Annotated in this window: 14 protein-coding genes; 6 read left to right on the forward strand and 8 right to left on the reverse strand. The window is 65.5% G+C overall.

The features are described 5' to 3' along the window. Positions 1-14: 14 nt before the first annotated feature. The 4 genes from EJB06_RS06360 to EJB06_RS06375 all read right to left on the reverse strand — a co-directional run bounded on the left by EJB06_RS06360 (position 15) and on the right by EJB06_RS06375 (position 2,588). Positions 15-758 carry a hypothetical protein gene (locus tag EJB06_RS06360; protein ID WP_126073174.1) on the reverse strand — a complete coding sequence of 248 codons (744 nt, stop codon included), beginning with the start codon at positions 756-758 and terminating at the stop codon, positions 15-17. Between the two features lie 41 nt (positions 759-799). Then, positions 800-1,300, reverse strand: a complete 501-nt coding sequence (locus tag EJB06_RS06365; RefSeq protein ID WP_126073175.1) for a peroxiredoxin family protein — start codon at positions 1,298-1,300, stop codon at positions 800-802. Continuing rightward, positions 1,297-1,839, reverse strand: a complete 543-nt coding sequence (locus EJB06_RS06370; RefSeq protein WP_126073176.1) for a carboxymuconolactone decarboxylase family protein — start codon at positions 1,837-1,839, stop codon at positions 1,297-1,299. Before EJB06_RS06370 ends, EJB06_RS06365 begins: the two co-directional genes overlap by 4 nt. A gap of 95 nt (positions 1,840-1,934) precedes the next feature. Continuing rightward, on the reverse strand, positions 1,935-2,588 hold the full coding sequence (locus tag EJB06_RS06375; RefSeq protein ID WP_126073177.1) for a MarR family winged helix-turn-helix transcriptional regulator: 654 nt from the start codon (positions 2,586-2,588) through the stop codon (positions 1,935-1,937). Positions 2,589-2,725: 137 nt separating this feature from the next. Between EJB06_RS06375 and EJB06_RS06380 the strand changes: the two genes are divergently transcribed. Continuing rightward, the gene (locus EJB06_RS06380) at positions 2,726-4,771 is read left to right on the forward strand and encodes an NHL repeat-containing protein (RefSeq protein ID WP_126073178.1); all 2,046 of its coding nucleotides are present in this window, start codon (positions 2,726-2,728) and stop codon (positions 4,769-4,771) included. Positions 4,772-4,785: 14 nt separating this feature from the next. On the opposite strand, the gene EJB06_RS06385 is transcribed toward EJB06_RS06380, so the two are convergent. Beyond that, positions 4,786-5,817 (reverse strand): AraC family transcriptional regulator, encoded by a 1,032-nt coding sequence (locus EJB06_RS06385; protein WP_126073179.1) that lies wholly within the window; start codon positions 5,815-5,817, stop codon positions 4,786-4,788. A gap of 169 nt (positions 5,818-5,986) precedes the next feature. Here EJB06_RS06385 and fabF point away from each other — a divergent pair, with 169 nt between their 5' ends. Beyond that, positions 5,987-7,264, forward strand: coding sequence for a beta-ketoacyl-ACP synthase II (fabF, locus tag EJB06_RS06390; RefSeq protein ID WP_126073180.1), 1,278 nt, complete (start codon positions 5,987-5,989; stop codon positions 7,262-7,264). Here the strand turns inward: fabF and EJB06_RS06395 are convergent. From EJB06_RS06395 to EJB06_RS06405, 3 genes are all read right to left on the reverse strand, one after another. Next, complete coding sequence (locus EJB06_RS06395) at positions 7,254-8,015, reverse strand: UDP-2,3-diacylglucosamine diphosphatase (RefSeq protein ID WP_126073181.1); 762 nt, start codon at positions 8,013-8,015, stop codon at positions 7,254-7,256. The two genes, fabF and EJB06_RS06395, sit on opposite strands and share 11 nt — an antisense overlap. A 53-nt stretch (positions 8,016-8,068) precedes the next feature. Continuing rightward, positions 8,069-8,545 (reverse strand): peptidylprolyl isomerase, encoded by a 477-nt coding sequence (locus EJB06_RS06400; protein WP_126073182.1) that lies wholly within the window; start codon positions 8,543-8,545, stop codon positions 8,069-8,071. A 63-nt stretch (positions 8,546-8,608) separates the two neighbouring features. Continuing rightward, positions 8,609-9,202, reverse strand: a complete 594-nt coding sequence (locus tag EJB06_RS06405; protein ID WP_126073183.1) for a peptidylprolyl isomerase — start codon at positions 9,200-9,202, stop codon at positions 8,609-8,611. Between the two features lie 272 nt (positions 9,203-9,474). Between EJB06_RS06405 and cysS the strand changes: the two genes are divergently transcribed. The 4 genes from cysS to tilS are packed head-to-tail and all read left to right on the forward strand — an operon-like array spanning position 9,475 to position 13,987. Continuing rightward, the gene (gene cysS, locus EJB06_RS06410; protein ID WP_126073184.1) at positions 9,475-10,887 is read left to right on the forward strand and encodes a cysteine--tRNA ligase; all 1,413 of its coding nucleotides are present in this window, start codon (positions 9,475-9,477) and stop codon (positions 10,885-10,887) included. Next, on the forward strand, positions 10,887-11,546 hold the full coding sequence (locus tag EJB06_RS06415; RefSeq protein WP_126073479.1) for a DNA-3-methyladenine glycosylase family protein: 660 nt from the start codon (positions 10,887-10,889) through the stop codon (positions 11,544-11,546). The genes cysS and EJB06_RS06415 overlap by 1 nt, the downstream gene beginning before the upstream one ends. Positions 11,547-11,603: 57 nt before the next feature. Then, positions 11,604-12,581, forward strand: coding sequence for an acetyl-CoA carboxylase carboxyltransferase subunit alpha (locus EJB06_RS06420; protein ID WP_126073185.1), 978 nt, complete (start codon positions 11,604-11,606; stop codon positions 12,579-12,581). A gap of 5 nt (positions 12,582-12,586) precedes the next feature. Further along, positions 12,587-13,987, forward strand: coding sequence for a tRNA lysidine(34) synthetase TilS (tilS, locus tag EJB06_RS06425; RefSeq protein WP_126073186.1), 1,401 nt, complete (start codon positions 12,587-12,589; stop codon positions 13,985-13,987). The last annotated feature ends 30 nt before the right edge of the window (positions 13,988-14,017 follow it).

Genomic DNA, 14,017 nt, shown 5'->3' on the forward strand with positions numbered 1-14,017 from the left:
GCCAGCCGCTGCGCCTACTTGCCCACCTTGCCCGGCAGGCTCAGCGTGCCGGAAGCGACCTTGAACACATTCGCCACGCACAGCAGCGGGCTGTGCACGCTGGCGTTGACGCGCAGCGCGGCGGTCACGCCGTCGAAGCTGGCGTCCGCCAGCACCCCCACATCGTCGAACGGCACCCGCACTTCCAGCGTCGAGGCCGTGAACACCGGGCTGTAGCCGGGGCTGTCGATCAGCAGCGGCAGGCCGGGCCAGGTCTTGGGCAGTTTCGGCGTGGCGCCGGCCGGAATGTCGACCACTTTCAGCGCGCCCTTGCCGCAGGCATCGTCCGGTTTCAGCACCACCCAGTGCGAATGCCACAGGTCGCCATCGTTCTTGAGGTTGCCGTCGCCGTTTTCATCGTACAGGGGCGTGTCGTCGAAGTCGGGATGGGCGGTCACCGCGAAGGCGAGGATGCCGGCGCCCTTGTCGAAGCCCACCACCGAGGGATCGAGCGAGGTCGGCCACACATACGAAAACACGCTGCTGCCGGCCAGCTTGCCGCTCGCGGCAGGGCGCGACTTGCCCGCCTTGCCGGAGACCGCAATATGGAAAAGCGCCGTATTGCCTTCGCGCGCGATCTTGGTATGCACGATGTCGAACGGGGCCTCGACCGCCCTGGACGGCGCGCTCTGGATGCCGCCGGTGTGGCCCTGGTGGGCCTGGGCCCCGGGGGCCGACAACAGGATGGCGGCGGTCAAGGCGGATGTGATGCGTTTCATGTTTTCTCCAATCGAAAATATTGTCTAGGCGAAAATGTTGTCTAGAGCCGGCAAGCGCCGTCGTCGCAGTGCGGCTGCGTCCCCGTTTCCGCCACCAGCCGGGCGATCAGCGCGCCGGCCTGCATGTCCGGCACCACGCCCAGCAGGGTGTGGCGCAACACGCCCTGGCGGTCGAACAGCAGCAGCGTCGGCGTGCCGCGCAGCTGGTAGCGTTCCATCGTCAGGGGCACCGGCCCGGTGTCCGAGGGCTGGTCGATGCCGACCGGGAAGGCGATCCGGTATTCGTGGATGAACGCTTCCAGCGCCGTGCGGCCCATGGCGGCGTGGTGCTCGAACACCGTGTGCAGCCCGAGCACTTCCACCTCGTGGCGGGCGAAGGTGTTCTGGATCTGCTTCGCTTGCGGAATGCCATGCGACACGCAGCTCGGGCACAGCATCTGGAAGGCGTACACCGCCACCACCTTGCCGCGCAAGCCGGCAAGGCTGACCGGGGCGGCGGCGTTGAGCCAGGCCGATACCTGGAATGCGGGAGCGGCCGTCATTTGGCGCGCAGCCTTACTTGCGGAAAGTCGACCGGCACCGCGAAGGCGACATTCACGTAGTTGGTGAACAGGTTCAGGGCGATGTGCGCCATGATTTCCATGATCTCGCCATCGCCGAAGCCCGCCTGGCGCAGCGCATCGACCTCGGCGGCGTCGACCTGGCCGCGCCGCCCGACCACCGCAAGGGCGAAGCGCAGGGCGGCGGCGGTTTTCGGATCGTCCGACTGGCCGGCCTGGGCGGCGCGCATGTCGGCGCTGCTGGCGCCGGCCTTGCGCCCGAGCGCCGTGTGCGCGGCCAGGCAGTATTCGCAGTTGTTCAGGTCGGCGACTGCGACGGCGATCTGTTCGCCGAGCCGGGCCCCGAGCGTGCCGCCGCCGAGGGCGCCGAACGCGGCCCACATGCTGGCCAGCGCGGCCGGCGAATTGGCGACCGCGCGGAACATGTTCGGCGTGGCGCCGAAGGCGGCCTGGACCTGGTCGAGCAGTGGGGCGGACTGGGCAGGGGCCTGGTCGCGGCTGAGGAGGGCGATACGGGACATGGTGCTTCCTTTATAAACAGGCCGTTGAGAGATCGAAAAGCGCGGCCTTGAACGCTTCTCAATAGGAGTCCTAACTATTTAGGACAAAAAAAAGATCAGGCGAACGCCTCCCAGTTGCGCCGTTCGGTGGCCGGGTCGGTCGCTTGATGCTCGGCGCAATCGATGCGCAAGAACGCAATCGGCAAGGGCGCCTTGACCAGGGCGCAGTGATGCGGCGCCGCACTGCCGGGATCGACGTTCGCCTCGAAAAAGCGGCACGACAGGCAGGCGCGCAGGGCCGGAAAGCGTTCGCTCTTCTGCAGTTGGGCGATCAGCTTGAACAGGCCGACCAGCAGCTGGTCCTTGACCTGCGTATCGAGCGCGGCGGCGGCGTCGTCGGCAAAACCGAGGGCCGACATCATTCTTCCGACCAGCGCCTTGCCCTCGTCGGTCAGCCAGAGCGCGCTGGCGCGCCCGTCATCCTCGGCGCGCGCCTTGCGCACCAGGCCCTTGCTGACCAGGGCCGCCACCGAATCGCTGGCGCTGGCGGGCGAGACCGACAACTGCGCGGCCAGCCACGACAGGCGCACCCCGGTGCTGCGGTCTTTCAGCAGTTGCAGGATCTCGGCCTGGGTCGGGTTGAGGTTTTCCGCCGTGGCGAACTCCCACATCCCGGCGCGCAGCACGCTCGACACCCGGCTGATCGCCACCACGATGCGAGCCGAGATATCCGGTGTGCCGTCCCACGGCGTTTCAGGTTTGATGTCCATGAACGCATCATAACACGCTCCGAAATTAAATCAAGAGTCCTAACTAATAAATTCAATGCGAATAATGCTCGTTTTCGCTCGTATTGGCCGCGCAAAGTGGGTATATTCGCAGTCCTCGATGCACTGACCAGTTTCATATGCGACAGCACCACCTGCCTTTCCCCCTGGCCACGGCCATGCGCCGCGGCGCCGCATTGCTTGCCTGCGCCTTCCTGACCGCGTGCGGAGGCGGGGGATCGGGCGCAGCGCCGTCCTCGCCGCCCGCCCCGACGCCGGCGACCCCGGATGCGATGCCGGTCGCCGCCAGGTGCGGCCCCGGCGCCACCGACTACGTGGCGGCCGGCGACGATGACATGGCCGCGCTCGGCATCACCTGCATGCAGTCCGTGCGTGCCGGCAAGGAAACCGTGCTGCAGACGCCCAACGGCATGGCGATGGACAAGGCCGGCAATACCTATGTGCTCGATCGCGCCAAGCAGGTCATCTTCAAAATCACGCCCTCGGGCGCGATGTCGGTGCTGGCCGGTTCCATCGCCCGCTACGGCAGCGACGACGGTGTCGGCGGCGCGGCCAGCTTCAATCTCAATCACCTGTCGCGCATGATTGTCGATAAGGCCGGCAACCTGATCGTGACCGACACCTGCAACAATACGCTGCGCAAGATCACCCCGGCGGGCGTGGTCAGCACGCTGGCCGGAACGGTCGAGTCGGTTTGCATGTTCGGCACCGGACGTGTTGTTCCGGGACGCGACGGCGACGGCAGCGGTGCGCAGGTGGTGTTCGACCGCCCGGCCGACATTGCGCTCGACGTCAATGGCGACTACCTGGTGCTGGAGTACGCCGGCATCCGCCGGGTCACGCCGGCCGGGGAGGTCAGCCGGGTGCGCTGGACCCGTCATCCGGCCGAGCAGCGCGACTTGCGCAGCCCGAGCCGGATCGCCGTCACCGGCGACGGAACACTCTATGTCTCCGAGCTCACGCGGATTTACCGCATCGCCGGCGGTGTCGCCACCTTTGTTGCCGGTGGCAATTACGGGCCGGCGCGCGACGGCGTCGGCGCCGAGGCTGTGATAAGGGGGCCGCGCGCCATGGCGGCCGATGCGGCCGGCGATATCTATTTCAGCGATGTCGACCTGTTGCGCAAGGTCACCGCTGGCGGCGTGGTGAGCACGGTGGCCGGCAACAGTGCGGGTGGCGCCGTGCGCGACGGCACCGGTGCGGATGCGCGTTTTTCCTACCTCGGTCCGCTGTTGATGACGGCGTCGGGCAATATTCTTGCGCTCGACAGCGGCGCGCCGTCGATCCGCACCGTGACGCCGGCCGGCGTCGTCACCACCTCGGCCGCGACCGCGCTTGCCGGCGGCAGCGCGGACGGCAAGGGCACTGGCGCGCGTTTCAACCGCCGCAATAGCACGGCGGCCGATCAGGCAGGCAATCTGTACATTGCCGACGCCGACGCCAACGTGGTGCGCACGGTCGGCCCCGACGGCGTGACCAGTGTGTTTGCCGGCAACGGCGTCAAGGGCGCGACCTTCCGCCGGCCGTACAGCGTCGCCATCAGCCCGAACGGCGCCGTGTATGTCGCCGATGCCTACCAGATCGTCAGGATCGAGCGCGGCGCCACGACGGTGGTGCAGTCGTACACGCCGGATACCAACAATGTCCTCGATATCGCGGTCGATGCCGGGGAAAACCTGGCGATTGCCGGTTACTTATCGGTGCGCAAGGTAACGCCATCGGGCAAGGTGAGCGAGGTGCTGACCGATGTGGGCCACGGCGGCGAAGGCAGGGACGACGGCGCGCTGCGGCCGGTGAGCATCGCCTACGACCGTCCGGGCAATCTGTACGTGGCCGACGAGGCCAGCCTGGTCATCTACAAGCTGAGCACGGCCGGCAAGCTGAGCCGCTTCGCCGGCTCGCCGTTCTGGATGGGCGACCTCGATGGCCCGCCCGGCAACGCCATGCTGGGCTTTCACGGGACCACCGAAATGGCCTTCGCGCCGAATGGCGATATGTACCTGAGCGGGCAGGGCCTGCTGCGCAAGGTCGCGCCGGACGGCACTGTCTCGACGCCCGCGCTGGCCTGGGGCAAGCCGGTGCTGGGCGGGATCGCCATCGGCAATGGGATGCTGATCGGCCTGACATCGTACGCCGTGGTGCAGGCCCCGCTGCCGGCCGACTGAGCGAGCCATGCCGCTCACTCGTCCTGGCGGCTGCCCTTGCGGTAGTCGGAGGGGCTGCTGCCGGTCCAGTGTCTGAACGCGCGGCAGAAGCCCGTGGCATCGGTGTAGCCGAGCGCGCATGCCAGCGCCGCGACGGAGGTATTGGAATTGCTCAGGCGGTGCACGGCAATATCGCGCCGCAGCCCGTCCTTGACTGCCTGGAAATGCGTTCCTTCCTGCGCGAACCGGCGGTTGATCGTGCGCACCGAGAGGTGCAGTGCGCCGGCGAGATCCTGGATCGTCACCTGCCGCGCCAGGTCCTGCTCGAGATACGCGCGCGCCCTGGCTGCGATCGACGCATGGTGAAAGGCGCTGAAGGTCCAGTCTTCCGGCGCGCGTTTCAGGAAGGCCCATAGCGCGTGTTTCTCGCGTTTGAATACCTCGGCGCAATCCTGGTACGCGAAATGGATGCAAGTCGTGGCGGCATTGAAACGCAGCGCGCCGGGGTACAGGAAGGCATAGTCGTCCACATGCCTGGGCCGGGCGAAACAGAACTCGGCCAGGTGCAGGCTGAGCTCCCGGCCGAGCAGCCAGGAGGCGATGCCGTGGATCAGCTTCATCATCAACTCATGCCCGAGCGGCGTGACAAGCGTTCCCGGCCTTCTTTCCACCAGCGCCAGCCGCACCAGATTGTTTTTGGTCGCAATGTGCAGGCGGTAATCGTCGAGCAGCAAATTCCAGAAGCGCACCAGGCGGTTCAGGGCGACCAGCACGGTCGGCGCGTCCAGCAGGCTGAGCATGAGGTATTTCAGGGTGCCGCCGCGCATCGGCCGCGACCACAGCCCCAGCATCTCGTCGTCGAGCGTCGCCGCCACGGTCCGGTACAGCGCAACGTATTGCTGGCGCGTCAGGCGTGCGTCGGGCTGATCGAGCAGCGACTGCGCAATCCCGGCGCTCGCGAGCACCTGCGCCGCCGCCGCGTCTCCGTGCCGGGTGCGCACGGCGTGCAGCATCCCGTGCAGGAAGTGGGCGGAAACGGTGAGCGTGCTTTGCCAGGATGCGTGCATGGTGGCGTCATTATGGCGCAGTTTGCATATTCGTTGGCGCGATGTGCCAGGCTTTTTCCCCTTACTTCCCTATACTCACCCCTTTATCGGGCGGCGGCCCGGCGTTCGCCGCATGGCGCATTTTGCCAATCCGATCTGCATATTTTTCTTCCTGAACGAGGAGCATGGTATGAATACAAGGCGTATTGTCGTCACGGGCATGGGGATCGTGTCGCCCCTGGGTTGCGGGGTGGAGGCTGTCTGGCGCCGCCTCCTGGATGGCCAGTCGGGATTGATTGTCCTGCCCGAGGACGTGACGGAAGCGATTGCCTCCAGGGTGGCCGGCGTGGTGCCGGCCCTGGCCTCCGAGCGCCCATGGGGATTCGATCCGGCGCTGGCCGTGGAAGCCAAGGAGCACAAGAAAATGGACCGCTTCAGCCTGTTTGCCCTGGCGGCGGCGCAGGAAGCCCTGCAGCAGGCCGGCTGGCAGCCCGATAACGACAGCGCGCGCGAACGGACGGCCACCATCGTCGGCTCGGGCGTGGGCGGATTCGGCGCCATTGTCGACGCCGTCAGGACCACCGACGGCCGTGGACCGAAACGGCTGTCGCCGTTTACCGTGCCCAGTTTCCTCGCCAATATGGCGGCCGGGCACATTTCGATTCGCCACGGCTTTCGTGGTCCGCTCGGGGCGCCGGTCACGGCCTGCGCCGCCAGCGCCCAGGCCATCGGCGACGCCGCGCGCCTGATCCGCGCCGGCGAGGCCGATATTGCCGTGTGCGGCGGCGCCGAGGCGTGCATCGACCGCGTCAGCTTGGGCGCCTTTGCCGCCGCCAGGACCATGTCCACCGGCTTCAACGACGATCCGGTGCGGGCATCGCGTCCCTTCGATGTCGCGCGCGACGGCTTTGTGATGGGCGAAGGGGCCGGCATGCTGGTCATCGAAGAGCTGCAACACGCCTTGCGCCGTGGCGCCACGCCGCTTGCGGAACTGCTGGGGTATGGCACCAGCGCCGACGCCTATCACATGACCTCGCCGCCCGGGGATGGCGCCGGCGGCCGGCGCGCCATGGAACTGGCGATCCGCCAGGCGCAGCTGGCGCCGCAACAGATCGGGCACCTGAACGCGCATGCGACGTCCACGCCGGTCGGCGACAGCAGCGAGCTGGCGGCCATCAAGGCCATCTTCGGGACGGGACGCGGGCCGGCGGTATCGGCCACCAAGTCGGCGACCGGGCATCTGCTCGGGGCGGCTGGGGGCGTGGAAGCGATCTTCACGGTGCTGGCGCTGCGCGACCAGATCGCCCCGCCCACGCTGAACTTGACGCAGCCCGATCCGGCTGCCGAGGGCATCGACATCGTCAGCGCAGCGGCGCGCACGATTGCGACCGACTATGCCATCTCGAATGGCTTCGGTTTCGGCGGCGTCAACGCCAGCCTGGTGTTCGGGCGCGCCCTTAGCCGATGACTTTGCCGTCGAGGTCGTGGCGCGTGATGGCGCCGCCCTCGCCGATGGCGATCCAGCCGCCGCGCGGCGGCTCGGCATCGGGCTCCCAGTCCGGCAGCACGTAGCGGCGCTTGCCGTCGCGTTCGTGCAGGGCGGGGCGGTGCGTGTGGCCGTGGATCAGCACCTTCGTGCCGGTGGCGGCGAACAGCGCGTCGATCGCCTGCGGCGTGACGTCCATGATTTCCATGGTCTTGGTGCTGTGCGCTTCCTTGCTGCCTTCGCGCAGGTTTGCGATGATCGCCTTGCGCTGCGCCAGCGGCATGGTCAGGAACTGCGCCTGCCAGGCCGGCTGGCGCACCTGCTGGCGAAATGCCATGTACTTGAGGTCGTCGGTGCATTGGGCGTCGCCGTGCACCAGCGCGATGTTCTGCCCGCCGATCTCGGCGATGTGCGGCTCGCCCAGCAATTGCATGCCGGCGGCGTCGGCAAAGGCCTGGCCGACCAGGAAGTCGCGGTTGCCGGCGATCCAGTAGACCGCAATGCCGGCATCGCTGACGGCGCGGATGCTGGCGGCGATGCGGCGGTGCAGGGGCGCGTCGAGATCGTCGTCGCCAGCCCAGTATTCGAACAGGTCGCCGAGGATATACAGCGCGCGCGCCGCCATCGCCCGTTCTTCCATGAAGGCGAAGAAGGCGTCCAGCGTGCGCGGGTACGCTTCCTGCAGGTGCAGGTCGGAAATAAACAGCGCGAGCGTTCGCGCAGGCAGGGTCATGGCGCCACCGCCGGTGGAGTTTGCTCGCGCATCATTCTTCTTGCCTGGATGACTTAGATGACTTCGATTTTTTCGATGATCACTGGCTCGACAGGCACGTCGCCGCTCTTGGTCTTGACCTTGCGGATCGCATCGACCACTTCCTGGCCTTCGGTGACTTTGCCGAAGACGGCGTAGCCCCAGCCGTCCTGGCCTGGATAGTCGAGGAAGCTGTTGTTCTTGACGTTGATGAAGAACTGCGCCGACGCCGAGTGCGGCGCCGAGGTGCGGGCCATGGCCAGGGTGTAGGTGTCGTTCTTGAGGCCGTTGTTGGCTTCGTTCTCGACGGTCTGCTCGGCCGGCTTCTGGCGCATGTTCGGTTCCATGCCGCCGCCCTGGATCATGAAGTCGGCGATGATGCGGTGGAAAATGGTGTTGGTGTAATGGCCCTTGGCCACATAGTCGAGGAAGTTGGCGACCGTTTTAGGCGCTTTTTCGGCGTCCAGTTCGGCGGTGATGTTGCCCATGTTGGTGGTAATGAGAATGGCCATGTGTGATTCCTCTTGGTTGGGTGATTGATTACGGCGCCGCTATTTTACGGGAACATCGGCAGTTCAGGGTTTCACGATGGTGGCGGACTTGATGACGATCGGCGTGACCGGCACGTTCTGGTTGCCGCGCACGTCGTCGACCATCACGACCTTGATCTTGTCGACCACGTCCTGGCCGGAAATGACCTTGCCGAACACGGTATAGCCGAAGCCGTCGCGGCCCGGATAGTCGAGGTTGGTGTTTTCGGCGACGTTGATAAAGAATTGCGAGGTGGCCGAATTCGGGTCCTGGGTGCGCGCCATGGCGATCGAGTAGGGCACGTTGAGCAGGCCGTTCTTGGCTTCGTTCTGGATCGGCTTGTTGGTGCGGCGCTGCAGCATCTTTTCATCCATGCCGCCGCCCTGGATCATGAAGTCGTTGATTACGCGGTGAAAAATCAAGCCCTTGTAATGCCCGCTTTTTACGTACTGCAAAAAATTGGCGACGGTCTTCGGCGCTTTTTCCTGGTCGAGCTCGAGGACGATTTCGCCCATGGTGGTTTTCAGGGAGACGTGCGGCGTCTCGCTCGCGAGCACGGCGGTGCTGAGGGTCAGGCCGGCGAACAGGGTCAGGAAGCGGGCGACCAGCGGCATGCGGAACAATAACGAATCTTGCATTTGAAATCCTTGACGTGAAGTGCGTGTTGTTATATGGAGGGGAGGCTGTCAAGCCTTACCGCAAAAATAAACCTGATCCATATGCGGCCAGCCGGGATTTTAACAATGCTATACTTTGTACAGAACGTCCCATTCTATCAAAGAAGAACAAGACAGAGGGCTCCGGCGATCTCGATGCAAACCACGCCTGACCGGCGCGCGCCCACTGCGGCGATCGCGCCCGGTTGTCGTTTTGCCCGAGCGCGGCGCGCGCTGTAACGAGTAAGAATCTGATGAGCCAATTAAAGATCTACAACACGCTTGCGCGTGAAAAGCAGGTATTCACCCCCATCGAGCCAGGTAAAGTCGGCATGTACGTGTGCGGGATGACCATCTACGACTACTGCCATATCGGCCATGCGCGCATGATGATGGCCTTCGACGTCATTTACCGCTGGCTCAAGGTGTCGGGCTACCAGGTCACCTACGTGCGCAACATCACCGACATCGAAGACAAGATCATCAGGCGCGCCGTCGAGAACGGCGAGTCGATTTTCCAGCTGACCTCGCGCTTCGAAAAGTACATGGATGAGGACATCGCCGCGCTCGGCATCCTGCCGCCCGACGTGGTGCCGCATGCGACCGCCTACGTGCCGCAGATGCTGTCGATCATCGCCCAGCTCGAACAGAAGGGCCTGGCCTACAAGTCGGACGATGGCGACGTCAACTTCGCGGTGCGCAATTTCCCCGGCTACGGCAAGCTGTCCGGCAAGTCGCTGGACGACCTGCGCGCGGGCGAACGGGTCGACGTCAACACCGGCAAGCGCGATCCGCTCGACTTCGTGCTGTGGAAGGCGTCCAAGGAATCCGAGCCGGACGAAGTCAAATGGGACTCGACCTGGGGCAGCGGCCGTCCGGGCTGGCATATCGAGTGCTCGGCCATGTCGTGCGCAACCCTGGGCCAGCACTTCGACATCCACGGCGGCGGCGCCGACCTGCAGTTCCCGCACCACGAGAACGAGATCGCCCAGTCCGAAGGCGCGTTCGATCATCCGATGGCCAATTACTGGGTGCATAACGGCTTCGTGCGCGTGGTCGACGAAAAGACCCGGGTCGCCGAAAAGATGTCCAAGTCGCTCAACAACTTCTTCACGATCCGCGACGTGCTCAAGCTGTACGACGCCGAAGTGATCCGCTTCTTCATCCTGCGCGGGCATTACCGCAGTCCGCTCAACTACGGCACCGACAACCTCGACGACGCCAAGGCGGCACTGACGCGCCTGTACACGGCCTTGTCCGGCATCGAGCTCGGTGCTGAAGCAATCGAAGTCGACTGGAACGAAGCCCACGCCATCCGCTTTCGCGAAGCGATGGACGACGACTTCAACACCCCGATCGCGATCGCCGTGCTGTTCGACCTGGTTACCGAGCTGAACAAAAGCAAGTCGGTCGCCCATGCGCGCCAGTTCAAGGCCCTGGCCGCCGTGCTGGGCCTGCTCGAACGCGCGCCGCAAGCCTTCCTGCAGGGCGGCGTGGACGAGGGCGCCATGATTGAGGCCGCCATCGTGGACGCCATCGCGCGCCGCAGCGAGGCCAAGAAGGCGCGCAATTTCGCCGAGTCCGACAGCATTCGCGCCGGGTTGCTGGCGGCCGGCATCGTCCTCGAGGACAAGCCGGACGGCACGACCAACTGGCGCCGTGCATGATGGCGCCAACCAAGGAAACGGCGGGGACGACCCCGCCGCCGCTAGAGGTGCCCGCCTACTGGGAACAAGCCAAGGTCGAACTCATGAAGCGCGACCGCATCATGAAGAAGCTGATCCCCCAGTTCGGCGACCTGCACCTGGTCGGCCACGGCGATCCGTTTACCACCCTGGCGCGCTCGGTGGTGGGCCAGCAGGTCACCACCAAGGCCGCCGACGCCGCCTGGAACAAGCTGCTGCTGGCCTGCCCCAGGATCACGCCGGCCCAGGTGATCAAGGCCGGCGCCGAACAGCTGTCGGCCTGCGGGCTGTCCAAGCGCAAGACCGAATACATCCTCGACCTGGCCGACCATTTCAAGGCCAAGCGCGTGCACGCCAACCAGTGGGCCGAGATGGATGACGAAGCCGTCATCGCCGAGCTGGTGCAGATTCGCGGCATCGGACGCTGGACAGCGGAGATGTTTCTGATATTTAATCTGCTCCGTCCCAACGTCTTGCCGCTGGACGACCCAGGTTTGATCCAGGGCATCAGCCAGAACTACTTTTCCGGCGAACCTGTATCGCGTAGCGATGCGCGCGAGGTCTCGGCCAATTGGGAACCGTGGAGAACGGTCGCTACGTGGTATTTGTGGCGTAGCCTCGATCCGGTTCCGGTAGAATAGCGCCTGTAGCGGCCGTGCGGTGGGGTATGTTGCGGCCAGAATTTACCCGGAGGTACAATGATTAAAACAACTTTCCTCAATTTTGAGCAGCCAATTGCAGAGCTCGATTCCAAAATTGAAGAGCTGCGCTTCGTCCAGGACGATTCGGCTGTCGACATCTCCGAAGAAATCGACCGCCTGGCCAAGAAGAGCCAGCAGCTGACCAAGGATATTTACGCCAAGCTCACGCCATGGCAGGTGTCGCAGATTGCGCGCCATCCGCAACGTCCGTACACCATGGACTACGTGAACGAAATCTTTACCGACTTCCACGAACTGCACGGCGACCGCTCCTACGCGGACGACCTGTCGATCGTGGGCGGCCTGGCCCGCTTCAACGGCCAGTCCTGCATGGTCATCGGCCACCAGAAGGGGCGCGACACCAAGGAACGCGCGCTGCGCAACTTCGGCATGCCCAAGCCCGAAGGCTACCGCAAGGCCATGCGCCTGATGAAGCTGGCCGAAAAATTCGGCCTGCCGATCTTCACCTTCGTCGACACGCCCGGCGCCTTCCCCGGCATCGATGCCGAAGAGCGCGGCCAGTCCGAAGCCATCGGCCACAACCTGTACGTGATGGCCGAACTCAAGGTGCCGCTGATCGCCACCATCATCGGCGAAGGCGGCTCCGGCGGCGCGCTGGCGATTGCCGTGGGCGACGCCGTGCTGATGCTGCAGTACGCGACCTACTCGGTGATTTCGCCGGAAGGCTGCGCCTCGATCCTCTGGAAGACCTCCGAGCGCGCCTCGGACGCCGCCGACGCGCTGGGCCTGACCGCGCACCGCCTCAAGGCAATGGGCCTGATCGACAAGATCATCAACGAGCCGCTCGGCGGCGCCCACCGCGATCCGAAGAACATGGCCGTCATGCTCAAGCGCGCGCTGGCCGACACCCTGCGCCAGTTCCAGGGCATGAAGACCAAGGACCTGCTGGAAGCCCGCCACAACAAGTTGATGAGCTACGGCAAATTCAAAGAAACGACCCCGGCCGAAGAGTGACCCCGATGACCAACGCAGCGCTTGCAGCGCAGTTTGCGCAGGCGCTCGATGCGTTGCGTGCACAGGGCGAACGCCCATCCGTGGCGATCGCCTACAGCGGCGGGCTCGATTCCTCGGCCCTGCTGCACCTGGCGGCGCAGTACGCCGCCGCCAGCGACCTTCCCCTGTTTGCCTTCCACGTCCACCACGGCATCAGCCCCAACGCCGATGCCTGGCTGGCGCATTGCGAAGCGCGCTGCGCCACGCTCGGCGTGAACTTCGCCGCGCGCCGCGTGACCCTGGAAAAGACCAGATCCGGCGTGGAAGCGGCGGCCCGCAAGCTGCGCTACGCCGCATTGGGCGACATGTGCCGCGAGCACGGCGTGCGCCTGATGCTGACCGCCCACCACCTCGACGACCAGGCCGAAACCGTGCTGCTGCAACTGCTGCGCGGCTCCGGCACGGCCGGCCTGTCCGGCATGGACGCGGCCAACGCCGCGCCCGAGTTGCTGGGCAATCCGGACCTGGTGATGGCGCGTCCCCTGCTGCCGGTCTCGCGCCAGCAGCTCGAAGCCTACGTGGCCGCCTTCGGCGTGGCTTACGTCGAAGACGAATCGAACACCCATCCGCGCTACGCGCGCAACGCCTTGCGCCACCAGGTGATGCCGGCGCTGGCGAGCGCCTTTCCCGGCTACCAGGAACGCTTTGCGCGCAGCGCCGCGCACGCGCAGTCGGCCCAGCGCCTGTTGACCGAACTGGCCGGGCAAGACCTGGCCGGCTGCCTGGTCGACGACTGCATCGACGTCGCCAGGCTGCGCGCGATGAGCCTGGACCGCGCCTACAACATGCTGCGCCACTGGTTCGCGCAGCGTTCGCTGCGCATGCCGTCGACCGCCTGGCTGGGCGAAATGGTGACCCAGCTGGTCGAAGCGCGCCACGACGCCCAGTTGCTGGTGACGCACCCCGACTGCCACATCCGGCGCCACCGCGACCGCCTGTACATCACCCCCAAGCTGGCCGGCCTGGCCGGCCAGCGCGATCCCGACGACGAAGGCGTGATCGTCAAGGAAGGCGAGCGCTTCACTTGGAACGGCGAAGCGAGCATGGCGTTCCCGGCCTACGGCGGGGTGCTGCATTTCGACCAGGCGGGGCAGGGCTTCGATGGCGCCTGGCTGCGCGCGCAGCCCTTGCTGATCGACTTCCGCAAGGGCGGCGAACGCCTGAAGCCGGCCGCCAACCGCCCCACGCGCCCGCTCAAATACCACTACCAGGCCTGCGACGTGCCGGCCTGGGAGCGCGAGCGCCTGCCGATTGTGAGCAGCGGCAAGGATTTGCTGTTCGCGGCCGGCATCGGCATGGATTGCCACCACTTCGGGACGGCATCGGCTCCCTTCGTCAGCCTGCGCTGGGAAGCGCGCGTGTTCTGAGGACTACGCGGAAACGTAATTTCGATATAG

It is taken from the genome of Massilia atriviolacea (genome assembly GCF_003953935.1).
Classification (GTDB): Bacteria; Pseudomonadota; Gammaproteobacteria; order Burkholderiales; family Burkholderiaceae_D; genus Telluria_A; species Telluria_A atriviolacea.